Genomic DNA, 24,167 nt, shown 5'->3' with positions numbered 1-24,167 from the left:
TTCGACTATCGAACGCTGCGTAGGGGCCGCGGCCGCGTACATCCAGGCCAAAGGCGAGGCGGTGGAGATTTTGAAGGAGGAGCAAGGGAAGGAGAAAATTTTATTGAGGAGTAGTAATAATCAAATTCACTGAATCATTATAAAGTAAAACCAACATAATGAATCAATAATTTATCAATAAGCGAGCACAAATGAAATTGTAAGAGGAGGGAACAATTAGAAATGATTACCGGCATCATACTGATCGTGCTCACCCTGTTCCGCGTGCCTTCGGCCATTATTTCCGGGCGGAACGAAGCAAAGATCATTGCGGGCGGGGGGGTGGAATACGGGCAAACCAACAGCAAGTTGCTGATCGTGGTGCAATTCCTCATCTACATAAGCACGATCGTTTACGCTTTCGTAATGGATGTGCCGATCGGTGCGCATACGTATATCGGGCTGTTGATTTACGCGGTTGCAATGGCGTTCCTCGTATATGTGATCCGCACGCTCGGTCGCTTTTGGACCTTCAAATTGTATATTGCCAAGGACCATGAGTTGATCGAAAGCCCGCTGTTTAAATATGTCCGGCATCCGAATTATTTTTTGAACATTATCCCGGAGGTATTGAGTTTTGCAATTATTTCGAAGGCCTGGATCGTGTTTGCGCCGCTGTTCACCCTGCATCTTCTCACCCTGTTCAACCGCATCCGGCTGGAGGAAAAAATGATGAAGCAGAAGTTCCGGCAGTATTAGATGGAATAAAACCAAGCGGTTCCTGACGGCCATTCTTAAAGAGTGGCTATTTTTTGTGGCGACGTCACGGCAAGAGGTTTGCCGGGTATTTTAGTTATAATTATCGTGCGGTTGACAAAACAGAATAGATATGAAATACTGTCCTTACGAACGTTCGGAAGGAAAACTGAATATCATTCAAGCGATGACGGGTTTCATTAAGCAGGTTATCCCTTCTTCAGAGAGCTGGTGGCCGGTGAGAATCAGCGAATATCATCTGTGAATTACACCCCTGAGCTTTTCGCTTTCGCCAGGATAGCGAACGGTCCCCCGTTATAGGCTAGAGATGAAGATCAAATGGATCTTTAAAGAAGGATGGTACCGCGATGCAAGAGTCGCTCCTTTTCAGGAGCGGCTTTTTTTATCCATTTTTTAACTACAGGAGGATTGGAACATGAACTTGCTGGAGGATTTGAAATTTCGCGGATTGATTCATCAATGTACGGATTTGGAGGGATTGGCAAAGAAACTTGCGGAAGGATCGATCCGCCTGTATGCGGGGTTTGATCCGACGGCCAACAGTCTGCACATTGGCCATTTGCTTCCGATTTTAACCTTGCGAAGATTTCAGCTGGCAGGTCATTCGCCTTACGCTTTAGTTGGAGGATCCACGGGGCTGATCGGCGATCCTACGGGCAGATCGGTGGAAAGGCCGATCAACACCAAAGAAACGGTGGAGGCATGGACCGAAAGCATTAAGCTCCAGCTTTCGCGTTTCCTGGAATTTGACCATGCTCCTAATGCGGCAAGGGTGTTTAACAACTACGATTGGTTTGCTTCCATAAATATCATTGAATTTCTCAGGGATTGCGGAACCTGCTTCACGATAAATTACATGCTGGCCAAAGAAACCGTTCAATCCCGTTTAAACCAAGGCGTTTCATTTGCGGAATTGAGCTATATGCTGCTTCAGGCCTACGATTTTGCGTTTCTCCATAAGGAATACGATTGCGCTCTGCAAATAGGAGGAAGCGATCAATGGGGAAATATCACCGCAGGCCTGGAAATGATCGATAAAGTTTTGCACAAGAAAGCCTATGGTCTGACCATGCCGCTGGTTATGAAAAAAGATGGAACGAAATTCGGAAAAACCGCAGGCGGAGCGGTTTGGCTTGATCCGCAGTTGACCTCTCCTTACGAGTTTTATCAGTTCTGGCTTAATACGGACGACGCTGACGTTGTTCCGTTTCTGAAGTACTTTACGTTCCTGGAATGCGAGGAAATTTTGGAATATGAAGAGGCTTTAACGAACAAGCCTGAAGAAAGAGCGGCACAGCGCGCACTTGCCAAAGAAGTTACCGCTTTGGTCCATGGAGGACAGGAAGCTTCAACATGCGAAAAAGCATCGGAGATCTTGTTTCGGGGAGAGTTGCATCTTTTAGCTCCGGACGATTTGGAAGCCGTATCCTGCGGAGTTTCAACGATTCATGTCGATAAGCGTGAGAAAATGACGTTGTTGGAATTATTGATTTTGTCGGGGGCCGCGCCGTCCAAAAGACAAGCTAGGGAAGATTTTCAAGCCGGAGCCGTTTATCTGAACGGGTTTAAAGCAACGGATCCCGACCTTGTCGTGGGGGAAGGCCAACGATTGCATCAAGCCTACGCCGTCATTCGCCGCGGGAAAAAAAGCTATCACCTCGTTAAGTTCCAGTAGGCCATGAAAAGGCCGCCCGATTTCAGATACCGGGCGGCCTTTTAACTAAACTTATTCCCGGGATACCCCATGCCAAAATACATCCCATGAAGCCTCCAGTCGCAAGTCAAACGAATCCGGACCGGAGTAAATGAGCTCGACAAGCATCCCTTCCAGAAGATTCATAAAAGCGATGGCGAATTTCTCGTGACTGACCCGCAACTTCAAGGAACTTATTTTCAAAGCGGATAATATTTTATCCTGCGTGAATTGAAAGTATTGCATTACGGTCTTTTGTATTTCATCGCCTTGTTGCTCGGGAACAAGAAAACCCAGATAAAGAATCAGCCTTAAATTCAGCTCCCGGCTATATCTCGTTTTATACTGGGCAATAAACCGGTATAACTGATCCTGTAATGACGCATCTTCAGCTAAATTGGCAAAGTATTGGCTTACAAAAGCGAGTTCGCCGTCGACGGATTCTTTAAATACCGTGCTGAACAGCTCGCTTTTGCTTTGGATGTGCGTATAGAGAGACTGCTTTTTAATTCCGATTTCTTTAGCAATAGCATCCAATGAAGTGGCTTCGTAGCCTTTTAAAGCAAAATGCCGGCGGGCTACTTTCTTAATCGCATCGGCTGTCAAATCCATGCTCCTTCCCATATTGATACGAACGTTCGTCAGGGTGGTTGTTTTTACATTGTAATACGCCGTTATAGCAAATACAATGTAAGGATGCATTTTTATGTTGTACAGTAAAGTACACACGAAGGACACAAGATTCTTCTAGACTGCTTTTTGGGGGCAGTCGGAGGTGAAAGCGTACATGAACGAGCATGCATTTCAAGACGATTAGGAAAGGGTTTGGCAGCATGGCGGTAATTAAGCATACGGAGCGTGCGCGGCGATGAAACGAAGGATCTTGCTGGTCGAAGACGATGCGCTGATGCGTGAATTTATAACGGATTATTTTGTAAGAGAGCAGTGGGAAGTATACGAGGCAAGCAATGGCAGGATCGCCCTTGATACGTTCGAGCGGACATCCGTCGACCTGGTTGTCCTGGACATCATGATGCCGGAGCTGGACGGATGGGCGGTATGCCGGAGCATCCGCAAGAAGTCGGACGTACCGATCATCATGATCACGGCAAAGTCCGAAGACGATGATCAAATTATGGGCTACGAACTCGGCGCCGATGAGTATGTCGTTAAGCCCTTCAGCCCCAGGGTATTGGTCGCGCGAGCGGTCGCGTTAATGAAAAGAACGGAAGGAACCGTGGGGCGCGAAGGGGAATTGCTAGTTTACGGCGATTTAACGGTTAACAGAAAGGCGCATACGGCAGCGGTGGCGGGAAATCCGGTCAACCTGTCGCCGAAGGAATACGACTTGCTGCTTTTTCTTATAAAGCACTATGGCAAGGTGCTGCCTAGGGAGTATATTTTGGATGGGGTATGGGGGTACGATTATTTGGGAGATGCACGGACGGTCGATACCCATATCAAAAAACTGCGAGCCAAGCTCGGAGACGAGGGCCGCTATATTGGCACCGTCATCCGTTCCGGCTATAAGTTTGAGATGATACCTTGAGAAGGAACAGCGTAGTATATAAGCTTTTTGCCGTCACGTCGCTGTTGATTCTGATTATTTTTTCCCTGGTTATGCTCGCGGAGAGCTTGTATTTCGAACGGTTTTACCGCATGTCCAAAATCGGCGCGCTGGAACGGAATATGAACCAACTCGCGCAGCAAATCAATGAGGCGCCATTCAATGAACAGCGTGCAGCACGGCTGCTCGGCGCTTTTATGAACGATAACGATGCCAGCGCCTTCTTCCTGAACGGGCAATTTGAAAGAAAGGCCGTAAATCCTTATTTTCTGGAACTGCTGTCGGACAGCACGACCGTCACGCTTCCCATTACGCCGGAAGGCATGACGTTAGACGACATTCCCCACGGCATTCAAGTCGGGGACCGCATCGTCGTTGACGGTATTTTCATGGATGAAGAGGACACCATTATGCAGCCTGCGTACATTCGGCGGGAAGACGCCGCTTTGGAGGATGGCTTGGTTCGCGTGCACGGGAAAGTAACGGATTTGCTGCTTCCCGAGAACCGGTCGTACAATCCGCTATACCAGGACACCTTGGCGGACGAAGCGCTGAAGGAATGGGCGCCGGATGCGGAGCAGAGCACCGCGCTCCTGCAGGAAGGGCGCAGCGTCCGCAAGGAATGGAAGGATCAATGGAGCGGTCTCGGCTACGCGGTGATCATTCAGCCGCTGCCGGTTGACGGAAGCGGGATCCGGTATTTATTCGTCATGGCTTCCTTGCAGCCGGTTGGGGAAGCGGTTGGCATTCTCCGGCAATATTTCGTTTATGCGGCGCCGGTCATCCTTGTGCTTGTGCTGCTGCTGTCGTTTTTCTATTCCCGGATCATCTCCCGCCCGTTAGTTGCGCTAAGCCGCACGGCAGCTCGTCTGGCCGATCTGGATTTTACCGTGCAGCCGGAAATCCGGGCAAAGGATGAATTCGGGGAGCTGTCCCGCAGTCTGACCGCATTATCCCGTAATCTGGACGCTACGTTAAAGCAGCTGACCGCGGCGAACGAGCAGCTGCGGACGGATATGAGCGAGAAGGAGCGTTCCGAACAGCTTCGGAAAGAGCTGATCGCGAATCTCTCCCATGAATTGAAAACGCCGCTGGGTATTGTGAAAGGCTTCGCGGAAGGGCTGCAGGACGGTGTGGCCGGCGACAAGCGGGAACGTTACCTTGCCCTCATCGTCAAGGAAACGGACCGGATGAACGACCTCATCATGGATATGCTGGAGCTGTCCAAATACGAAGCCAAGGCCATACGCTTGCATCCAAGAAGCGTATCCCTGCCTCGCCTGATTCAAAAGGCGGCCGATTCATTTACCCGGCAGCTGGAGAACAAGCATCTTCAAATGAAGCTGGACGGCTTGGCAGGGGAAGAAGTCTTCGTAACGGCAGACCCCCGGCGGCTCGAACAGGTCGTATTGAATTTGCTGAGCAACGCGATTCGGCATGCCGTGGAGCGCACCGTCATTACAATCGACATCCGGCGGACGGCTGTAGGGACAATAACCGTGGTTCTCGAAAATATCGGAGCGCCGCTGGCTGAGGAGGATTTGGGCCGGATCTGGGATCACTTCTACCGGGCGGAGCGTTCCAGGGATCGCCTTCATGGCGGAACGGGGCTGGGGCTTGCCATCGTCAAGCATATACTGGAGCTCCATCATAGCGAGTATGGGTCCAGAAATACACATCAGGGCGTCGCGGTTTATTTTACCCTGAAGGAAAACGGAGGAAATTATGATGAAGAATAATAACAAACGAATCTATCTTGTACCAGCGCTGTTCGTTCTGCTGCTGATACTTGTGTCCGCATGCGGCAATCAACCGGGCGCCGGGTCGAACCCTAACACCGCAAACGAAAAGCCTGCGGTATCCGAGTCCGGCACGCAAGCCGGCAACGCTGCCCCGCAGGCCGAAAATGCAGCCGGCCCGGAAGAGAAAATATTAATCGTCATCGACCAGACGGCCAAACCGATCGAAGGCAACAGCTTTGATTTCACCGTGAAGCAAGCTCCGGAAGGATACGCTTTGAAGGAAATGAAGTGGGTTTCGGATCAAAACGAGATCGCCAATACGCTCGAAGAAGCGATTGAACATGGCCAGACCGGGGAGGACGGATTCTACATTAGCGGCAACGGCCAGTTTTCCGGCTTCTTCTATCCGGATTCGATGAAGGGCGAGAAAGGCTGGGTCATCTTTATATTTGCGAATGACGAGAACAACGAGTTGACCTGGGAAAAAGAGATCACCTTGAAGTAAGGGGGAGAACGATGAGAAAGATCGCATTCGCTTGTTTCATCATCTGTGTCATGCTGCTCGCGGGATGCAGCGGCATGAAGGCCGACGAGAGTCCGCGCCAAACATTGGAACGTTATATGCAGGCCATCGCCGAAAAGGACGCCGAACAATTGGCCGCGTTATACGGCGGCAGCTACGAGGGGCTCATCAATTTGTTCCCCGATGCCGACCCTGACGACAAACAGCATTTATTTGAGCAATATTTAAAGCTGCTCCCGGATATTTCGCTGAAGGAAATTACCGCCGGGACCGGGGAAAGCGCAGATTCGTATAAGTTTACGGTAACGTTCCAGCTCGAGGACGGAACCTTGTTCGAGACCAGGGAATTCGATACGGTTACGAACCAATTCACGTATACGGTGAAAAAAACGGACGGCGCGCTGAAGGTGATGGAGCTTCCTCCGTACCAAGCGTAGCGAGCTCCCGAGCATCTTGACAAAATATAATGATTTAAGACTGTGGTGAATCCAGCCTTCGTTTATGGAGGAGCATAAACAAGAATAACATAGCCAAAATATGGCCGGAAACAGGACTGCATACAAAGCCAGCGGAACCGTAAAGATCCAGCTATATAGCAGTTTAGCTGAATATAGTTTAAATATACTGCCGCTATGCAGCACGGTCACGGGTTCCTGGTTGGATGTTTCAATATCAACGAGTATATAACAAAGGACAGCTGCAACAATAAATAGATATGCTGCGGAAAATGCATAGCTCTCCATCACAGGATTCATGGACAGCAGCCAAAATGGACGTCCCGTCGGCTTTTATTTTTTTCAAGGAGGCAAGCAAATGCTTGGTTGATTCTTTATCCAGCCCCGAAAACGGCTCATCCATAACAAGCAAATCCGGCGTTTTGATCATAGCTTGCATTAAATTGACTTTTTGCAGCATCCCTTTGGAGAAATGCGTCATCTTTAAACTATGGCTTTGCTCAAGGTTAAAAAACGCATGCAGCTCCTTAATACGGGCCGGAAGACCCTTTTTAGGCATATTGGATATTTTCCCCATGTGGGTCAGATACTCGGTTGATGTCATTCTTAATTTTGATAGCCGGTCAGGTGTATAACCGATCACTAATTTGGGATGCTTCAGTGACCTTTGGCCCGAAGTTAACGGAATTAATCCGCACACAATTCGAAGCAGCGTACTTTTTCCCGATCCGTTGCTTCCTCTTAATATAATACAGTCCCCCTGCCTAATAGTAAGCGAAATATCCGTTAAAACATCCCGATTACCGTATTTCTTCGTAACTTCTGTTAAAGTCACAAGAATATCAGATGTCATTCCCCTACCACCTTAAAAAAAGCGTTACCTATAATTTCATTTTCAATTCATAGGATAATCCTATTGTAATGATAAAAACAATAGTATTGAACAATGTGTTTCCGGCGATTTATACTGAAGCGGAATCCTGAAATTGAAGCAAAATCTGCAAGAGAATGAATAAGAGGGGACGGATATGAAGGTGAACCCCGGAAGGAAGGACTTGTTATCCAAAGTAGCGTTCGATGAAGCAAAACGCGTGATCCCCGGCGGGGTAAACAGCCCGGTCCGCGCATTTGCTTCCGTTGGTTTGTCCCCTGTGTTTGCCGCGGGCGGCAAGGGATCGCGCGTGTATGATATCGACGGAAATGAATTCATCGACTATATCGGCTCATGGGGGCCGTTGATCCTGGGGCATGCCCACCCAAGGGTAGTTGATGCCATACGGGAAGCGGCGGAACGGGGGACGAGCTTCGGATTGGCGACGGAGCTGGAAACCCGGATGGCCGAGTTGATCTGCGCAGCCGTTCCATCCGTCGACATGGTACGCATGGTGAATTCCGGTACGGAAGCCGTCATGAGCGCGTTGCGTTTGGCAAGAGGATATACGAAACGGCAAAAAATATTGAAGTTTCAAGGAGGCTATCACGGCCATTCCGACGGGATGCTGATCAAATCCGGGTCCGGCGTGGCCACATTGGGCTTGCCGGATAGCCCGGGGGTACCGGAAGGCATTGCGGCGAATACCCTGACTGCGGCTTATAACAATTTGGACAGCGTACACGCTGCCTTTGAGCGGTTCGGCGAACAAATCGCCGCCGTCATTGTCGAGCCGGTCGCCGGGAATATGGGAGTTGTACCGCCTTTGTCTGGATTTCTCCAAGGATTGCGGGAGATTACGTTGCGTTACGGAAGCCTGCTGATCTTTGATGAAGTGATCACGGGATTCCGCCTAGGCTACCATGGGGCGCAGGGGCTATATGGAATCCGGCCGGATCTCACATGTCTCGGCAAAGTGATCGGCGGCGGGCTTCCAGTGGGAGCTTACGGCGGCAAACGTGAAATCATGGAGCAGATCGCCCCGGCCGGGCCGATCTACCAAGCGGGAACGTTATCCGGCAATCCGCTCGCCATGGCGGCCGGATATGCAACCTTGCGGGAGCTTGCGTTACCCGGAATTTATGACGAATTGGAGAGAAAAGCGGCCAGGTTGGCCGAAGGCTTTTTGCAAAATGCTATAAAGTTAGGCGTGCCGCTAAAGGTGAACCGGGCAGGCTCGTTGCTGTGCCCATATTTTACGGAGCATGATGTCATCGATTACGAAACGGCCAAATTATCGAATACGCGGTTATTTAAAACGTATTATGCAGCCATGCTGGAGTTTGGCATATTGACGGCCCCCACTCCATTTGAAGCGATGTTCGTTTCGGCAGCCCATTCGGACGAGGACATCGAAACGACGCTAGCCGCCCATAGCCAGGCATTAAGAGAGATCATGGAGGAATAGGGGCTGAACATCGTATTAGCTTTAGTTATCGCTTTTTACTGCCATAAGCAATTGCTCCTTAAACACTCGGCTGGACGCGCATAAATATTTGTTTTTTCGGTAAACGAGGTGTTGATATAATCGAGGTAGCCTATCGGCAAAATGATGACGCCGACACCCTGAGCGACCATGTTGATGATGGATTCCATCGTAGTCATTTCCGCAACCCGCTGCGGTTTTATATCTAGGGCGCGGCAATGCTCATTGATCCGTTGTCGCAAAAAACAGGAGCTTGGCCCTGAAAAAAAATCATCGTTGAGGTGATCCCTTATGAGTTATGCAGAAATCCTTTCGATTAATATAGGCAAACCCAAACAGATACAGTTTAAAAATAAGGAAGTGTCTACCGGCATACTCAAACTTCCCGCAAATGAATCGCTTTTTTTATCCTGGTTGAACCTGGAGGGGGATGGCCAGGGGGACCTTGTTCATCACGGCGGCAAGGAAAAGGCCGTATGCGTCTATCCCTATGAACACTATCCGTTTTGGGAAAAAGAGCTGCAGAAAACATTGGACTTTGGAGCGTTCGGGGAAAATTTAACGATTCGGGGATTGGCGGAAACGGATGTGTGCATCGGCGATATCTTTAAGTTTGGAGAAGCCCTTGTTCAGGTTAGTCAACCGCGGCAGCCCTGCTATAAATTGTCGATCAAATACGACGCCCCGGACATGCCGCTAACCATGCAGAAAACCGGATTTACCGGCTTTTATTTGCGTGTGTTGGAAGAAGGGCTTGTCTCCAAGGCGGACGGCCTCACCAGGATTTCCCGCCATCCCCGAGCGATCACGGTTTCTTACGCAAACCGGATCATGCATCATGCGAAAGAGGATATAGCCGGTATTAAAAAGATCCTTGAAGTCAAAGAATTGTCGGTGAACTGGAGAGCCACATTCGTAAAGCGATTAGACGGAATCGAGGTTAATCCGCAGGAACGATTGACCGGTAATTTATGAGGGCGGCCTTGTCATCAATAGAACCTAAGAAGTAATGACAATCCATGGACAGCGGGAAAGCAAGAAGTGTATTAAGTATTTTTTTGTTATATGCCATAGTGTGTATTTTTATTGTTGCGGCATTTTCCCTAGTGATTCAGCGTTTTCTGTACCGATTTTAGAAGCGGAAAATTTACTGAAGATTTAGGGTATGTCCCCTTCAATAAGAACATCGCTTTTGCTATAGCCGGTTGTTTTTTATCGGGATTCTTTTAAATGGCGGTTATTTGGCGAAATTACTGACGCTGTGGCAAAGGGCGGTCCGGTGACATTTATTCGATTTTACAGGGAATCCTGCTGTCGCCCCCCTCATAAATATAGGGGAATTTTATGCGCTTATTTTCCGGGATGAAGCAGGCTTATCACCAATAGCGGAATTTTATGTCCTTATTTTCCCGTGAACGGGGCGAGAAGCGTCTATTTCCCGGTGATTTAAGAAAATAGCGGTAAAATTGGACCTCTATTTCATTCAGAATGAGGAATACCGCCGAAATAACGCCATTTTTTGTCTTTATTTTATCGCCTATAGGAAAACGTCCAGATGGCGTCTCCAGGAAATAGGATTCAACCGCCCGAAGTGGGTAGTTTCACAGGAGAAGGGAAAGGTTTATAGAGTATTTAGGCATAAAAAATTCGACTGCTAAAATCTATCTTAATGCCATTAAAATCGCTTTACCAGCGTATTTATTTTCAATTATTGTAGTGTTTTTCTGGAGTACGCAACCAAATGGTTTAACAATAAATCCGTTGCAGGGATTATTCGCAGAGTCGGTTTTAAAAAGGGCAACGTTATACGCTGATGGTCGGTTCAACCACGGTTATTGTATTATTGACCGAATTAAGGTTAACCATGGCGCCGATCGGCAAAGCCGCTTTATAAAGGCCGTGGCCTGTGGCCAGGTTCGTGATCAGCGGTTTACCGAGCGGAACGACGAATTCTTCGATTAAATCCTCATAGGATATGCCGTAAGCCGCCTGACAGCCCGTGCATTCCCCCATAATAATGCCGATGCAGTCATTCAATTTTCCGGCCAGCTTCAGATGATTCAAATACCTGTAGACGGTATTGGTGGGTTCGTGCGTTTCTTCAAGAACGAGAATTTTCCCTCGTGTATCGATTTCAAAAGGCGTGCCCAACGTATCGACAAAAGAGGTCAGATTCCCGCCGACAAGCGGGCCCGTAACGTTGCCCGGTACCCGGCTGATCAGCGGAAATCCCGGCGGATTCTGGATCGGCCGGGTCAACGAGTACAGGGATGTCGCGGAAAAAAACTGGTCGAAATTATAGGCGGGCGTTTCGGATTTGAAGTCAATCAGCAGCAGACTATGAAATGTGATTAAATCCACAATTTGATGCAGTGCATTTAACAATACCGTGATATCGCTGTAGCCTGTAACGATTTTGGGATTATTCCGGATCACATTGTAATCAAGGTACGGAAGAATTCCGGCTACTCCGGTGCCGCCTCGGGTGGGCAGTATCATTTTAACCTGCTCGTTTTCAAACATCATCATCAAATCGGAAGCCCGCTGCTCGTCTGTGCCGGCTAAAAACCCGTTTTGCGCATAAACGAATTGGCCCAATACAATATTGAACCCCATTGCTCTCAAAACTCCGATTCGTTCATTAATGAGGTTTGCATTAAGCGGGCTGCCCAAGGTAACGATTCCAACGGTATCTCCTCGCTGCAAAATTGGCGGACGTATCGGCATATGCTTATCTTCCTTCCCCGAGAATAGAAGAAGCCATCGTAATATCATGTCATTAAATTATATTGGCGAAATCGGCTGCACAGTACCGAAAAGGAGCCAGGAGACATTCATAGGGAAAACCTATCTTAATGATATAAACAATAGAAGTGAACGATGCGTTTCCCGCGATTTACACTGAATCGGAGTACTAACGTTAGAGCGATCATGTTTGAATGAGGGGGAGCGTCGCCAGCAATTGTTCCTTAAACACTCGGCTTGCCGCGCACAAATATTTGTTTTTTCGGTAAACAAGGCCGATTTCGGTAGTAAGCACCGGGCTTTTAATCGGGATCGTCCGAATCTGCTGATTGTCGATATAATCAAGGTAGCCTTTCGGCAAAATGGTGACGCCGACGCCTTGAACGACCATATTGATGATCGATTCCATGGTTGTCATTTCCAAGACCTGTTGCGGCTTTATATCAAGGGCACGGCACTGCTCATTGATCAGTTGTCGTAAAAAATAGGAGCTTGGCAACAGAACACTGGGGGTTTCTTTTAATATATCAAGCGTAACGAACGGTTCCTTGGCGACCGGATGATCGGCTGGCGCCGCAAGAGCAAGATTTTCCTTATATAACGGGATTTTTTCCAGTTCTTCATGCTCCATCGGCAAATAGACGATGCCCAAATCGAGTTCGTTTTTCAGCAGCCCTTCGAAAATATCCCCGGTTCGCAAACCGAGAACGGACAGCTCGATATTGGGATATTTGCGGTGAAAACCGATCACGGTTGGCGGAAGCAAATAATTGACTACCGTCAGCAGGGTGCCGATTTTTAAGGTTCCTCTATTCAGGCTTTGCAGTTCGCTGATCGCGGCGCGTGCCTGGGATAACTCGTGAAAAATATTGTAACAGTGATGCAGCAGCGTTTTGCCGGCTTCGGTAATCAGGGTTCGTTTGCCGACGCGATCAAACAAGGGTGTGCCGATTTCGTGCTCGAGCAAACGAATTTGCTGGCTTAACGAGGGTTGGGCAATCCCCAGCTTCTCGGCGGCGCGGGTAAAATGCAATTCCTGGCATACGGCCATAAAATACTCTAATTGCTTCAATTCCATAGGTCAGCCTCCTGATCTTTTCGATAGGAAATTACTATGATTATAATCTTAACCATAAGGAAATATCTAATAGATGAGAGGAGAAACAACATGAGGGTTCATTATGAAATACTTTCGCTCAATGTAGGCATCCCCGTACAGGTACAGTTCAATAACAAGGAAATTTCCACCGGCATCAACAAGTTTCCTGCAAGTGAATCTCTATTTTTATCCTGGTTGAACTTTGAGGGGGATGGCCAGGGGGACCTTGTTCATCACGGCGGCAGGGAAAAGGCCGTTTGCGTCTACCCCTATGATCACTATCCATTTTGGGAAAATGAACTGCAGAAAACGTTGGATTATGGTGCATTCTGAGAAAACTTAACGATTCGGGGTTATTGGAACGGACGTATCAATCACGGTTTCTTACGCAAACCGGATCATGCATCACGAGAAAGACGGTCTTGCAGGCATTAAAAAGATACTCGAGGTGGAAGAATTGTCGGTTAACTGGAGAGCCACATTTGTAAAGCGTTTAGAAGGAATCGAGGCAAATCCGCAGGAAAGATTGGCCGGCGATGTTATGAGGTGAAGAAACAGACCGCTCTTAAAGCGGCAATTGAGATTATCCAAGTACCGATTTCAGTTTTGAGCCTTATACCGCCTCCGAAAAATATAAACCGCATTTTCATCTGACGGAGGTAAGAGGAGAGAGGTTAACTCTTCACTTAATTCCATAGTAAAGTCATCGGCTCTATAATACGACTCGAAATCTCCTGTGCGTTTCGGGTTGTTGGTGCCGATTACGATATAAAGCTCAACCGAGCTAGTTTTGAAAACATGCTTTTCATAAGTGTTTTGGGGAACTGGCCAGGAACAGAGAACGGCTTGAGGGCTGTATTTGCGCAGGGCGGTTCGGGCGTCGGCTTTCTCTACAAAGTCGGGGTAAGCAATATAATGCCCCCAGCTATAGTCGTCGGTTGCTTTGCAGTCGACGCCTTTTTCGTTCATGAACTTCGTTAATGTACCGTCACCGGCGGCAATTTCAAGGCATTTTTTATCTCCAATGATTTTTGAAAGCTGTGAAATCAATTCTTTCGAATAAAAGCAATAAATGCCTTTTTTGTTGACCAGGGGCATTAATATTTTCTTATGTATGACGAATCTCCAAAAAAGCCGGAACAAACCCATGGAAACGGGTTTTCTTTCAAAAGCTCTCCTGAATAAAAGCCGCTGCAAGATCGCTCCATCCCAAATATTGAAACTTATGGATTTAGCTGCGTTTTCAGATGAAGCTGCAATACTTAAATGTTCCAGCAAGTAAATAGCAAATCGCGCCTTGATGATATCAGGCAGAAAAGCGTTTAATGTTTGTTCGTTCAAGCCGGAGGCTTTGCACGATTATCCCGTTTGATCAGGTAGCAGAGAGTTGATCAGGTAGCAGAGAAACAGACAAACTCTGGAGAAGAAAACATTTGGTGGAGAAGCAGATAGGTTCGAGATAATTTAGACAGGCATAGGAGAAGAAATCAGGTTTAGAGAAGGTGAAACAGACCGGACAAGAGATCAAGACAGGAGATCAAGGATAGGACGCGAGGGAAACGAAAAGACCGTGATTTTGCTGTAGCCTGAACCCTTCCATCTGCAGCAATGCCCCTACCGTTCATACTTACCCACACCAATCAAGTTGACCTGCATCAAACTCCCCCCATCGTTTCCAGCGTCCCGATCAGGCCGCAGCCGCAAGGGGCTGGTTCGGTTGGCGTTCGATCAGCTTACGGTAAGGGATCGCCGGAATCGCCACACACATTTGCAGCAACTTCTGCCGCATCGTTTCTTCCGCTCCGGGCCGTCCTCCGGACAGGCGCAACCGGCGGCGTACGGTGTACTCGTTCAGGTACGCCTGCAGATGCTTCAGTCCCAAGGCTCCATACGTACTCTTCAGCGATTCCCACGCCTCTCTCACCACTTTCCGCAAGGGCGCATACAGCCGAAAGGCCTGAGGGAACGACTGCACCGCCGATGTATGGACATCCACATGCCCGCTAATAAACGCGGTTAGATCGTGACAGTTTGCCCTCTTTTCGCCTCCCCGCTTATGCGGCACCAGGCGGATTTTGACCTGCTCCGGCTCGCCCGACTCCGTGACCGTGCAGCCGGCTACGACCGCCGAGGAGTACGGATACGAAAGCTGACACCGGGACGGATTACGCCCATACTGATCGCTGTTCACCTTCACGTCTCCGGAGAGCAGTTCCCGGGCATCGAACTCCTCCACGGCATGGCGTATTTTGTGCAGCATCGACCAGGCGGTCTTATAGGTGACCCGGATCACCTGGCGCAGCCGCAACGCCGAGATGCCGTCCTCCAGCAGGAACAAATCCAGAGCTTCGAACCACTTGAGCAAGGACACCTTGGCTCCTTCAAAAATCGTGCCGACCAAAGGCGATGTTTGATGCTTGCACTTTCCGCACTCGAACAAGGGGATATGCCGGGAGGTCAGACGGCTGCACCGGGTGTGAGCGCAGCGCGGGCAGACGAAGCCGCTTGGCCACTTCATCGCGATCAGCGCCTCCATGCAGGCCTGCTCGCTGTTAAAACGGCTGCTGAATGGCTGAAGTTCCGTTCCCGCATTGGCTTCCATATCCGCTTACCTCCCGAATCAAGAATGCACGAACATAAATTCCATTTATTTCATTATAGCAAACATACGTTCCTTTATCAAGCCGAAAATCTCATCTGAACTGCCTCATTTTTTCCTCATCTTTTTTGTTCTTCTCTTTTTTTGGAACCCTTGCTCTAGCCCCCACCCCCTGGTCCCTGCTCCTGAATGAAGGGGATAATCGTGCAAAGGCAGGCAGCAGGCAGGAACACCAAGACAAGAACCCGGTAAAGTCCAACGCACGCTCCTTCAGCGGCTTGTTTTATTTGCTGTGCGACGAAGTCGGCACACTCGATTGGCCGGTTGCCTTACAGCAGTTGCTTGCTCGACTTGATCAACGAAGCAGCCCAAAAAGCCGTGAAGACACTGTCCCCCTCTAATTCAGCGTCAACTTCGACAATGGATTGCTGTTTTACCCAGCTACATCAAGGCTTGTCTGCCGAATTTTTGCTGCGAAAGTTGAGTTATTATTCCTGTCACATTAACTTGTGCCTGGTTCGTTGTTTGTAGTGAAAGGGAGGGGGGAAGCAGTCAGTTCGGATAGGTTGGAAGCGCGGTGAAGAATCCGCAAGTAAAACAAAAACAAAGGAGCGATTCATCTTGAAACGGAAAATTGGCCTGCTGGTATTGGCCGGAATGCTGTTAACGGTGTCGGCGGCGGCGGCTGCGCCTAAGACCAGCTATACATTAAAGAACAAGGCCGGCGAAGTGGTCGTGGAAGCAAAAACGCTGGATAAAAGCAGCCCCGACTACAAAGCGCCTTCTATGGACGAACAGATCCGCTCTTTAACGGTCGAGAGTCTAGCGGACAAACAGTTGAAGGAAGGAACGGCGGCGATTTTCTACGTTGTCGAGAACAACCCGGACAAAAAAATCGATATTGAATATAAATCGATCAACTATACGAATCTAAGCCAATTCCGAAAAAAGATGGCGAAGCAGCCGGTTAAAATTTTGGATCAATTGTCCGGAAATTATAAATTTCAGCATGCCGACGTCTCCTTCTTCCCGGTATTGTACCAGAAGCCGCTGACTCCGAAAGAAGAGGCGGCGACGGCGGAGAAACTGCTGAAGCAGGCGGAGGAAGCGGGCCAAGATTACGCTATGATGCCGATCAAGGTATCCAATGATTATTGGAGAATCAACAGCACCTATAAAAAAGGAAAACACGATATTCGGGTTACTATTTCCAAGACCCCCGAGAAACAAACGATTTGGATACCTGAAGACGATGACAGCAAACGTGAAAAAATTAAAGTAAAAGGCGTGGAAATGATCTACACGGATTTCGGCAGCGGCAAAAACATTCAATGGATCTATGATGTTCCAAGCAGCAAAGCAGCGGTTCATTACCATATCGAGGCCATAAATCCGATCAGCAAAAACCAGTTGACCAAACTGGCCGAAGCGTATTTGAAATAAAATGCCGTTCCTCCCTAAATGAGGATTTAAACTCAGGAATAAATGGCCGCGATATAAGTCGCTCCTTTTCAGGAGCGTCTTTTTTTATGGCATTAAATTGACTTTAAATTCTACAAGATGTAGAATTTAATTAAACTACAACTTGTAGAAAATCAAACTGGAGAATAAAAGGAGAGGTTTCATGAATTCCATACAAAAAATGTCGGATGCGGAAGCGGAAGTGATGCGTGTTATATGGGCGGCGGAAGGACCGGTAACGTCCCAAGCGGTTCTTGCCGAACTCAACAAGCGGAAGGATTGGAAGCCGACAACCGTCTTGACGTTTTTGAGCCGGTTGACGGAAAAAGGATTGCTGCGGACAGAAAAGCGAAAGAAGGTCAATTTCTACACCCCGGCGCTTAGCGAGGAAGAATATAAGCATCTGGAAACCCGGGCTTTTCTTGATTCGGTACACAAAGGTTCCGTCAAAAATTTTATCGCGGCTTTATACGATGCCGATGATATTAAGCCGCAGGAGATCGAAGAATTGAAAAAATGGTTTTCCGAAAGGTAGGAAGTAAAGATGGGAAATGCGTTGATTTTAACGATAGCGGTCCTTTCGGTTACCGGAACGGTTCTGTTTGGCGCTCTACGGCTAATGGAGCCGCTGACCGAAAAAATGTTCGATGGAAGGTGGCACTACCGCGTCAGGAAGGTCGTACTCTTGTTTTTGCTCCTGCCCATCGGAGTGCTTGGCGGATCGGTGTACTTGCGCTTCATTGAACCCAATGGACCGGCCGCGGCCGGCGTTCCTCGGCAACCGCCCGCGATATCCTCGGCGGATGCCGATACGGAAAGCCGGATTTGGACAGCGGCGCCCGGTTCCGCGCCAACGCTTACGGATGATGATGGTTCTTCGGATTTTAGGGTCTGGTTTCAAGAAGCAGGTTTATGGGTGACGACCGCATGGCTGCTCGGGTTTGCGGCGGCCGGCGGCCGATGGGCCGCGGCTTACTGGCGGTTTCGCGCCAGACTTTGCCGCACCAATCTCCCAGTGGAGGGAAGGGCGCTGGAGATCTTTGCGTCCGTCAAGCGGGAAATGGGGATCAAAGGAAGCGTTTTGCTTCAATCGAATGATGGGGTGCATACGCCGATGTTGGTCGGAATGCCGCGAACGGTCTTGATTTTACCGGAAATTGACCTGGACGAACGAGAACTGCGGCTGATCTTCCGCCACGAGCTGATTCATTACAAACGGCATGATTTATTCATCAAAGCGCTGGCTCTGCTGGCAAATGCGATACATTGGTTTAATCCCGCAGTTTATGGTTTGCGGAAAGACCTCGACCGTTACATGGAAATCTCCTGCGACGAACGGGTTGTCGGCGGGATGTCCGAAAGCGAAAGGCGTTTCTATGGGGAAACCATCTTAAATGTACTGGAGCGGGCGGCCAACCAACGGGCGGGAATCTTTACCGGCTTTAGCGATAATGCCGCATGGATGAAAAGCAGGTTGATACATATTTTGAAGGCAACGCGGAAAAACCGGCGATCGGCTGTCCTCTCGGCAATTTTAGCGGTTATGGTCATGGTGTCCGGGGTTGTGATAGCCACTGCCGTACACGCCGAGATGGGTCCTGCTTCCGCAATCGGTCCCGAGCCCAAGCTTGAAATTTCCACCGGTACGGCGTCCTCCGTGGTGTTTTTCACCGGCATCGGCAGCATGGAAGGCACTTCCTATGGCGTTGACGAGACTTCTTCTGCGGCGGGCGAAACTTCAATGCCGGGGAAGGGGCCGAAGGTGAAGGAGGCGGGCAACCCGCACCTTGTAAAGCTCGACCGCAAGCTCAACGAGTTCAGCGATGCCGTCATTTATGGCATTTACAAACAACAAGGCATCCCGTACACGGATACGGTTTATTTTGAACTGGCGGACGGCGCTTTTACTTTCACCGGCCAGGAGAATATTCCGCTGAGCAGTCGTTGCGGGAGCGAAATAAGCTCTTACATGGCCAAAGTGTACGCTTCCAGCTCGATACTGGACCTTGCGTCTTACGATCAGTTGGAGGATAAACGGACCGATATTGACAAATTGGTGCTTGAGACTCTAAACAAAAACGACAGCGACCCCGCCGCCATTCGCGATGAAATAATCGATACGCTGGCGGATCGCCTGGAGTTGCCGGCCGACCTGTTGACGGTGGAAATTTCCCGGATTTAATCTTGTAGTTCATTCCGTTAAGGAGGCAAGCGGAGAAATGTTTCGACGAAAAGAATGGTCGCTCCTGTGCTCCATCGTTTTATGCCTGGGTGTTGCAGGCTGTTACGCAACGCCGGAAAAAGCGGCGCAGCAGCGATCTTTAAAAGTGATGTATTTTGGGGACAGCAGTTTTTTTGAAGACTACGGCGATTTATTTTTGAGCAGATACGGGGATGTTGATTTGGATGTCGCGGTCCTGGACCAGAGTACTCTTCCGCCGGAGAAAAGTTATCGTGAAGCGTTGGATGACTTTATTCAGCTTGAAAAACCGGATGTGCTCTATTTATCGGCGGACGAATATGCGCGTTACGTCCAGAAAGGAATGCTGGCCAGCCTGGAACCTTACATTCAAGCGGATCATGATGGGCTGTCCGGCATGCAAAGCTCCATCATTGACTTTTTGAAGGAATTGGGGGGCGGACAACTTTATGGGCTTAGTCCGACGTTTTATAATACGGCCCTCTACTATAACGCGGATCTTTTTAAGCAATACGGAATTACCCCTCCGCATGATAATATGACTTGGCAGGAAATACTGGAGCTGGCGGCGCGCTTTCCTGCGGATGGGGATGAGCAGCAGCGCATTTACGGGTTAAGCGTTCCGTTCGTGCAAACGGCCGATGACTTGGCGGCGAGGATCGCCAATACCCAGGGATTATCCGCCGTCAATCCGAAAACGATGCAAGTGACCTTAAATACGGACTCCTGGAAGAACGTATGGAACATGGCGATAAACGCAACTCAATCCGGCGCTTTAGATTTGCCGGAAACTCCGTTTTACGGCGGCTCGCTGCAGGATTTTCTGGACAACGATTTATTTGTGCAAGGCCGCGTGGCGATGAAGCTGGATGATGCGGGTATCATGCAAGTCTTGGCGGGCCTGACCAAAACGCTTCCGGACTTCAAAGCCTTTCAGTTCGATACCGTAACGGGTCCGGTCGACCCGCTGGATCGGTCATCTTCAAGGGATATGGAAGTGGGGCAAATTTTCGCCATTCGCGCGGGCACGCCCAACCTGGAGGCTGCTTGGGATTTCGTGAAGTATGTCAACAGCGACGATTATGCCGCGATAAAAGCGCGTGTATTTAACAGCAATTTATTAACGCGGATGGACCATTATAGCGAAAGCCGCTTACAGGCTTTTTACAAACTGGATCCTTTGATGGTCGATTATAGTAGGAAAGCCGATATTCCCGATACGTTTACGGAAAGGTTCAATGCCTTGACCAGCACGGAGATGAGCAAAGCGGCGCGGAAAGAAATTTCCTTGGAAGAGGCGCTGGACAACGTCTCCAAGACCGGGCAAGCGCTGCTGGATAAAGCGTTAGCCAAACAAAATAATCGATAACGATGCAGCCCCCCTTTAAGTCAATCGTTTTTAAAGGGGGGTTCGTGCGTTTACACAGCCGCTTGTCACAAAAAGAACTTGACCGGTGTTATAGAAGCGAAAAATTGAGGAGGTGAACTTATGAACTTATTGGACAGGCCGCACCTTGCATTCAAAGTGGATCCGGAACAGATCGAAATGCTGGTCAGGCGAACGAAATGTGGGGATAAGGGGGCTTTTGCTGAAATTATTCAACGTTTTGAGAAACCGATTTATATTTATTGTTATCACATGCTCAAAAGCAAGGAGGAAGCGGAAGATGCTCTCCAGGAAATATTTATTAAAGCCTACGAACAGATCCATCAGTATCGTCCTGCCGTTTCTTTTTCAGCCTGGCTATACAAGATCGCTTATAACTACAGTTTAAATCAAATCCGAGGCAAAAAGCGATGGTACCGGTTTTTGACACGGTACAAGCACGAGCGTCCCTCGTGTCAGAATACAGAAAGTCTAGTATTACTAAAGGATTTGTTGAGTTCGCTGACTGAGGAGGAAAAACATATTTTACTGCTGCGGGCGATTCATCGGTACAGCTTCAACGAAATTAGCGAGATCATGAGCATCAAATCGGCAACCGTTCGTAAGAAATACGAACGTCTTCGTAGAAAGCTATCGGAAGAGGATATGAATGAAGGAGGAGAAGCGAATGCGGCGATTGCAAAATCAACCTAAAAAGCTGGGTCTAAACCAAGCGGAACAAATGATTCGGGATACGGAAACGCCGGAGCACAGCTTCAGCGAACAGATCATAAACCGAATAGAAGGAATGAAACAGCGTCCGGACAAACCTCGGTTTTTTAAAAAACTAGGGATTACAACTGCTGTATCTGCAGCGGCATTGGCCGCAATTATGTTGGTTGGCGGTTTTCTGTCTCCGGTCATGGCCGAAACGATGGAGAAAATCCCCTTGGTTAACCATATTATCCTGTTTGTAAATGAATTGGGAGCCAAATCCGCAGACAGCGGCGAGAAGGTCTTCTTTGATGACAAGGGCAAAGTGGCGCATCTTGCGCAAGATCTAAGCTATGCGGAGATTGAGGATGAAGATTTCCGGAATCAGTTGACTGCGGCTTGGAATGAAATTTTCCCGGGCGATAGCAATAATTTGAAGGATCTTAATATTTGGTACTCCGAAAATTATAGTGTTCTTAGAGCGGGGGATGAAACGAAAACCATATACATTATTAACGGCGAGTTGGATTTCGCGGTACAAAAGATTCAAGCGAATGAGGTTCCGGATTCCGTTAAAACAATCGCTGATCGGATCTTTAAATCCATGGGAAATTTCAAGAACAGCTCGAGCATAGTTGAAATGACTTTAAGGCCAAAGCAGCAGCCGCCGATTTACAATTTTGTGTATGACACGGGCGATGGAGAGGTCTGGATCGATATTGAGCAAGAGACCAACCGTATTACCCGCGTGTTTGCCGATCCGTTGTCAGATCAACTCTATAAAGCTTCAAGTCTGGAAGGAGATCTTTCCATCTCCACAAAAACGAAGGCGCTGGAAACGAATGAACTTGTGAAAACGGCAGTGGAGCAAGCGCGTGAATGGATGAATCTGGACTTATCGGATTATCGTGCGAAGAGAGATCATGCACGGATCGACAAGCTTGTTTTTACAAAAGAAGGTGCCCCGGACGTAACCGCCATGTTCAACTCCCAAGGGTCTTTCTATTACTTTATGATTCAAGGAATTCCCACGAGCAGGCAATAGAAAGAAGGAAACGTTAAAATGAAAAAAATATTTCAAATCCTAAGTGTAATGCTATTGGCGAGTCTAATGACCGGCCCAATCTCCAATGTCACCGTGCAGGCTGCGAGCGCGCCACCGGAGGGCGTTCAAGCGATTGATCCGGCCGATGTTGACCCAAAGGCAGCCGAGGCTGCGCAAGCCAAACTCCAAGAATATACGGGAAATACTTACCCCTTCGGCACCGCCCTCAAGGGCGATGACGGATCGTATATGTTCACTTTGCAAAAAAGCAAAACCGATCAAATTATTGTAAATTCGAAAGGTACGGTTGATGTTTTATACATCGATATAAGGTACAAGGAACTCCGTAATGAGCAGTTAAAAAAGCAGTTGGACCAAGCGTGGAGCGAGATTTTCCCGGAAACCGGCGAACCGTTGGAAAACGTCAATTTGCATTATATGGGCGGTAAGCTTTCCCTTCGGGCGTCCAATCCAAAGGCAACGATTTTTATGGTGGACGGAAAGGTGAACCATGCGCTCCGGCAGGTGCAGGATAAGGATATCCCCGCCAACGTCCTAAAAACGGCGGAGCAAACGTTGGCAAGTTGCGGCGGACTTGTCAAGAAGACACGCACATTGGAGGGGGTAACCCTAAGAGCGGGGCAGCCGCCGGTTTACAATTTTTTGTATACCACGAATAAAGGAAACGTATGGATCCATATTGAAGAGGGCACCCTGCAACGGACGGAAGTGAATCTACAGGCATTGTCGGACAAGCTTTTCGAAGTCACAAGCAAAGCGAAAGGCGATGCCGTCGACAAAAAGCTGCAGTCTTTTAAAACGAATACACTGCTCAAAACGGCCATCAAAGATGCGAAAGCGATTATGGATCTGGACCTAAGCGGATACAGCGTCAAAAGAGCGGAAAATAGAATCGATACCTTGATTTTTTCCAAAAAGGGTGCCCCAACCGTAACCGGCATGTTCAACTCCAAAGGCTCTTTTTACTATTTTAAAGTGAATAAATACGATAATTAATCATCAAACAATCAACTCAAATCTATCCCCCAAGATCAATTGTTTGGAACGATGGATCTTCTGGCCGTCCGTGCTGCTGACCGTACTTCGGATACACAGCAGAGGATGGCCTTCTTCGATATTTAAGTAGGTGGCCACATCGAAGGAGGCGTATTCCATCACGATATATTTTCGGGATATGCCAAATGTAATTTTGTGTTTGTTTCTTAAAATTTCGTACAGTGATTTATGATTCAAATCCTCCTGCAGCAAAAACGAAAAGGAGGAAGGAAGCCGGGTATATTCCACAGATACAGGGACATCGTCGGCATATCTGATTCTTTCGATGTTAATGATTTTATCCCCGGGTTTTAGACCCAAATGCTCCTGGTCCGCAGCGGTAGCCTCTTCAATCACGCACTTGATCACTTTTGCCCCAGGGACTTTGTTTTGCAGTCTGCAAGTATCGCTGAATCCTATCGTCTCCGTGACGTTTTTCTTGATCTTCTCTTTCGTAATAAAGGTGCCTTTCCCCGGGATTCGCACCAAATACCCGTCAGAAGTAAGCGAATCGAGAGCGGCGCGGACCGTGACCCGGCTCACGTTGTTGGTTTCGCTGAGTTCCAATTCCGTCGGGAGTTTGTCCCCCGGCTTCAGCGTGCCGTTATGGATGGAGTCCAAAATTTTATCTTGCAGCTGTTTATATAATGGCGCGGTTTCCGAATGATCGACCATGGTATTACCCTCCAAAAAACTTTGTATTATATTGTTTTATTTCTGTACCTCTCTATTATAACAATATGTACAAGCTGTGAACAGCCTATAAACCTGCGTATTTGTAGGAATATT

At 48.4% G+C, this 24,167-nt stretch carries 23 protein-coding genes, 2 pseudogenes and 1 other annotated feature; of the genes and pseudogenes, 17 read left to right on the top strand and 8 right to left on the bottom strand.

Going from position 1 to position 24,167, the window contains the following annotated elements; genetic code table 11:
- Nucleotides 1-222 precede the first annotated feature (222 nt).
- Nucleotides 223-738, top strand: a complete 516-nt coding sequence (locus NYE74_RS26415; protein WP_316561602.1) for an isoprenylcysteine carboxylmethyltransferase family protein — start codon at nt 223-225, stop codon at nt 736-738.
- Nucleotides 739-913: 175 nt separating this feature from the next.
- Nucleotides 914-1,123, top strand: a binding site (T-box leader).
- A 48-nt stretch (nt 1,124-1,171) separates the two neighbouring features.
- A complete protein-coding gene (gene tyrS / locus NYE74_RS26410) occupies nt 1,172-2,431 on the top strand; it encodes a tyrosine--tRNA ligase (protein ID WP_124331666.1) in 1,260 nt (419 codons plus the stop codon).
- A gap of 51 nt (nt 2,432-2,482) precedes the next feature.
- Here the strand turns inward: tyrS and NYE74_RS26405 are convergent, their stop codons facing one another.
- On the bottom strand, nt 2,483-3,055 hold the full coding sequence (locus NYE74_RS26405) for a TetR/AcrR family transcriptional regulator (RefSeq protein WP_341005288.1): 573 nt from the start codon (nt 3,053-3,055) through the stop codon (nt 2,483-2,485).
- A 262-nt stretch (nt 3,056-3,317) separates the two neighbouring features.
- On the opposite strand from NYE74_RS26405, the gene NYE74_RS26400 reads away from it, so the two are divergent.
- Genes NYE74_RS26400 through NYE74_RS26385 form a run of 4 tightly spaced genes read left to right on the top strand, consistent with a single transcriptional unit; the run spans nt 3,318 to nt 6,718 of the window.
- The gene (locus NYE74_RS26400) at nt 3,318-3,998 is read left to right on the top strand and encodes a response regulator transcription factor (protein WP_124331664.1); all 681 of its coding nucleotides are present in this window, start codon (nt 3,318-3,320) and stop codon (nt 3,996-3,998) included.
- The gene (locus NYE74_RS26395) at nt 3,995-5,755 is read left to right on the top strand and encodes a sensor histidine kinase (protein ID WP_316561603.1); all 1,761 of its coding nucleotides are present in this window, start codon (nt 3,995-3,997) and stop codon (nt 5,753-5,755) included. The genes NYE74_RS26400 and NYE74_RS26395 overlap by 4 nt, the downstream gene beginning before the upstream one ends.
- Complete coding sequence (locus NYE74_RS26390) at nt 5,745-6,263, top strand: hypothetical protein (protein WP_051985608.1); 519 nt, start codon at nt 5,745-5,747, stop codon at nt 6,261-6,263. The genes NYE74_RS26395 and NYE74_RS26390 overlap by 11 nt, the downstream gene beginning before the upstream one ends.
- 11 nt (nt 6,264-6,274) lie before the next feature.
- Complete coding sequence (locus tag NYE74_RS26385; RefSeq protein WP_036624569.1) at nt 6,275-6,718, top strand: nuclear transport factor 2 family protein; 444 nt, start codon at nt 6,275-6,277, stop codon at nt 6,716-6,718.
- Nucleotides 6,719-6,953: 235 nt separating this feature from the next.
- On the opposite strand, the gene NYE74_RS26380 is transcribed toward NYE74_RS26385, so the two are convergent.
- Nucleotides 6,954-7,589: an ATP-binding cassette domain-containing protein gene (locus NYE74_RS26380; protein WP_270620253.1), complete on the bottom strand. Its 636-nt coding sequence runs from the start codon at nt 7,587-7,589 to the stop codon at nt 6,954-6,956.
- A gap of 175 nt (nt 7,590-7,764) precedes the next feature.
- Here NYE74_RS26380 and hemL point away from each other — a divergent pair, with 175 nt between their 5' ends.
- On the top strand, nt 7,765-9,075 hold the full coding sequence (hemL, locus tag NYE74_RS26375) for a glutamate-1-semialdehyde 2,1-aminomutase (protein WP_270620252.1): 1,311 nt from the start codon (nt 7,765-7,767) through the stop codon (nt 9,073-9,075).
- 35 nt (nt 9,076-9,110) lie between these two features.
- On the opposite strand, the gene NYE74_RS26370 is transcribed toward hemL, so the two are convergent.
- Nucleotides 9,111-9,335 (bottom strand): LysR family transcriptional regulator substrate-binding protein, encoded by a 225-nt coding sequence (locus NYE74_RS26370; protein ID WP_371861062.1) that lies wholly within the window; start codon nt 9,333-9,335, stop codon nt 9,111-9,113.
- Nucleotides 9,336-9,384: 49 nt separating this feature from the next.
- Here NYE74_RS26370 and NYE74_RS26365 point away from each other — a divergent pair, with 49 nt between their 5' ends.
- Nucleotides 9,385-10,068, top strand: coding sequence for an MOSC domain-containing protein (locus NYE74_RS26365; protein ID WP_036624564.1), 684 nt, complete (start codon nt 9,385-9,387; stop codon nt 10,066-10,068).
- An 828-nt stretch (nt 10,069-10,896) separates the two neighbouring features.
- On the opposite strand, the gene NYE74_RS26360 is transcribed toward NYE74_RS26365, so the two are convergent.
- Complete coding sequence (locus NYE74_RS26360) at nt 10,897-11,820, bottom strand: S66 peptidase family protein (RefSeq protein WP_036624563.1); 924 nt, start codon at nt 11,818-11,820, stop codon at nt 10,897-10,899.
- A gap of 202 nt (nt 11,821-12,022) precedes the next feature.
- On the bottom strand, nt 12,023-12,916 hold the full coding sequence (locus NYE74_RS26355) for a LysR family transcriptional regulator (RefSeq protein ID WP_155620473.1): 894 nt from the start codon (nt 12,914-12,916) through the stop codon (nt 12,023-12,025).
- A 90-nt stretch (nt 12,917-13,006) separates the two neighbouring features.
- Between NYE74_RS26355 and NYE74_RS26350 the strand changes: the two are divergent.
- Nucleotides 13,007-13,487: pseudogene (locus NYE74_RS26350) on the top strand (MOSC domain-containing protein).
- Between the two features lie 50 nt (nt 13,488-13,537).
- Here NYE74_RS26350 and NYE74_RS26345 read toward each other — a convergent pair.
- Both NYE74_RS26345 and NYE74_RS26340 read right to left on the bottom strand, forming a co-directional pair.
- Complete coding sequence (locus NYE74_RS26345) at nt 13,538-14,278, bottom strand: hypothetical protein (protein WP_240752518.1); 741 nt, start codon at nt 14,276-14,278, stop codon at nt 13,538-13,540.
- Between the two features lie 346 nt (nt 14,279-14,624).
- The gene (locus tag NYE74_RS26340) at nt 14,625-15,539 is read right to left on the bottom strand and encodes a transposase (RefSeq protein WP_051985607.1); all 915 of its coding nucleotides are present in this window, start codon (nt 15,537-15,539) and stop codon (nt 14,625-14,627) included.
- Between the two features lie 251 nt (nt 15,540-15,790).
- Between NYE74_RS26340 and NYE74_RS33410 the strand changes: the two are divergent.
- The 8 genes and pseudogenes from NYE74_RS33410 to NYE74_RS26305 all read left to right on the top strand — a co-directional run.
- Nucleotides 15,791-16,020: pseudogene (locus NYE74_RS33410) on the top strand (IS4 family transposase); the annotation flags it as partial.
- Between the two features lie 137 nt (nt 16,021-16,157).
- The gene (locus NYE74_RS26335; RefSeq protein WP_036624554.1) at nt 16,158-16,979 is read left to right on the top strand and encodes a hypothetical protein; all 822 of its coding nucleotides are present in this window, start codon (nt 16,158-16,160) and stop codon (nt 16,977-16,979) included.
- Between the two features lie 181 nt (nt 16,980-17,160).
- Nucleotides 17,161-17,532, top strand: coding sequence for a BlaI/MecI/CopY family transcriptional regulator (locus NYE74_RS26330; protein WP_036624552.1), 372 nt, complete (start codon nt 17,161-17,163; stop codon nt 17,530-17,532).
- 9 nt (nt 17,533-17,541) lie between these two features.
- Nucleotides 17,542-19,179 (top strand): M56 family metallopeptidase, encoded by a 1,638-nt coding sequence (locus NYE74_RS26325; protein WP_341005287.1) that lies wholly within the window; start codon nt 17,542-17,544, stop codon nt 19,177-19,179.
- 37 nt (nt 19,180-19,216) lie between these two features.
- Complete coding sequence (locus tag NYE74_RS26320; protein WP_124331659.1) at nt 19,217-20,566, top strand: ABC transporter substrate-binding protein; 1,350 nt, start codon at nt 19,217-19,219, stop codon at nt 20,564-20,566.
- A 120-nt stretch (nt 20,567-20,686) separates the two neighbouring features.
- Complete coding sequence (locus tag NYE74_RS26315; protein WP_036624547.1) at nt 20,687-21,277, top strand: RNA polymerase sigma factor; 591 nt, start codon at nt 20,687-20,689, stop codon at nt 21,275-21,277.
- Nucleotides 21,252-22,322, top strand: a complete 1,071-nt coding sequence (locus NYE74_RS26310) for a hypothetical protein (RefSeq protein ID WP_155620469.1) — start codon at nt 21,252-21,254, stop codon at nt 22,320-22,322. The genes NYE74_RS26315 and NYE74_RS26310 overlap by 26 nt, the downstream gene beginning before the upstream one ends.
- An 18-nt stretch (nt 22,323-22,340) precedes the next feature.
- A complete protein-coding gene (locus NYE74_RS26305; protein ID WP_124331657.1) occupies nt 22,341-23,339 on the top strand; it encodes a hypothetical protein in 999 nt (332 codons plus the stop codon).
- A 3-nt stretch (nt 23,340-23,342) separates the two neighbouring features.
- Here NYE74_RS26305 and NYE74_RS26300 read toward each other — a convergent pair whose 3' ends face one another.
- On the bottom strand, nt 23,343-24,053 hold the full coding sequence (locus NYE74_RS26300) for a GntR family transcriptional regulator (protein ID WP_036624540.1): 711 nt from the start codon (nt 24,051-24,053) through the stop codon (nt 23,343-23,345).
- Nucleotides 24,054-24,167 lie beyond the last annotated feature (114 nt).

The organism is Paenibacillus sp. FSL P4-0127 (assembly GCF_038007325.1).
GTDB lineage: Bacteria > Bacillota > Bacilli > Paenibacillales > Paenibacillaceae > Fontibacillus > Fontibacillus macerans.
Note: the sequence above shows the minus strand (reverse complement) of the source record. Positions and strands in the feature narration are given on the sequence as shown.

Coding starts and splice junctions, on each gene's coding strand:
- NYE74_RS26415 (WP_316561602.1), top strand. CDS start 223: ATGATTACCGGCATCATACTGATCGTGCTCACCCTGTTCCGCGTGCCT.
- tyrS (WP_124331666.1), top strand. CDS start 1,172: ATGAACTTGCTGGAGGATTTGAAATTTCGCGGATTGATTCATCAATGT.
- NYE74_RS26400 (WP_124331664.1), top strand. CDS start 3,318: ATGAAACGAAGGATCTTGCTGGTCGAAGACGATGCGCTGATGCGTGAA.
- NYE74_RS26390 (WP_051985608.1), top strand. CDS start 5,745: ATGAAGAATAATAACAAACGAATCTATCTTGTACCAGCGCTGTTCGTT.
- NYE74_RS26385 (WP_036624569.1), top strand. CDS start 6,275: ATGAGAAAGATCGCATTCGCTTGTTTCATCATCTGTGTCATGCTGCTC.
- NYE74_RS26380 (WP_270620253.1), bottom strand. CDS start 7,589: ATGACATCTGATATTCTTGTGACTTTAACAGAAGTTACGAAGAAATAC.
- hemL (WP_270620252.1), top strand. CDS start 7,765: ATGAAGGTGAACCCCGGAAGGAAGGACTTGTTATCCAAAGTAGCGTTC.
- NYE74_RS26365 (WP_036624564.1), top strand. CDS start 9,385: ATGAGTTATGCAGAAATCCTTTCGATTAATATAGGCAAACCCAAACAG.
- NYE74_RS26360 (WP_036624563.1), bottom strand. CDS start 11,820: ATGCCGATACGTCCGCCAATTTTGCAGCGAGGAGATACCGTTGGAATC.
- NYE74_RS26355 (WP_155620473.1), bottom strand. CDS start 12,916: ATGGAATTGAAGCAATTAGAGTATTTTATGGCCGTATGCCAGGAATTG.
- NYE74_RS26340 (WP_051985607.1), bottom strand. CDS start 15,539: ATGGAAGCCAATGCGGGAACGGAACTTCAGCCATTCAGCAGCCGTTTT.
- NYE74_RS26330 (WP_036624552.1), top strand. CDS start 17,161: ATGAATTCCATACAAAAAATGTCGGATGCGGAAGCGGAAGTGATGCGT.
- NYE74_RS26325 (WP_341005287.1), top strand. CDS start 17,542: ATGGGAAATGCGTTGATTTTAACGATAGCGGTCCTTTCGGTTACCGGA.
- NYE74_RS26320 (WP_124331659.1), top strand. CDS start 19,217: ATGTTTCGACGAAAAGAATGGTCGCTCCTGTGCTCCATCGTTTTATGC.
- NYE74_RS26315 (WP_036624547.1), top strand. CDS start 20,687: ATGAACTTATTGGACAGGCCGCACCTTGCATTCAAAGTGGATCCGGAA.
- NYE74_RS26310 (WP_155620469.1), top strand. CDS start 21,252: ATGCGGCGATTGCAAAATCAACCTAAAAAGCTGGGTCTAAACCAAGCG.
- NYE74_RS26305 (WP_124331657.1), top strand. CDS start 22,341: ATGAAAAAAATATTTCAAATCCTAAGTGTAATGCTATTGGCGAGTCTA.
- NYE74_RS26300 (WP_036624540.1), bottom strand. CDS start 24,053: ATGGTCGATCATTCGGAAACCGCGCCATTATATAAACAGCTGCAAGAT.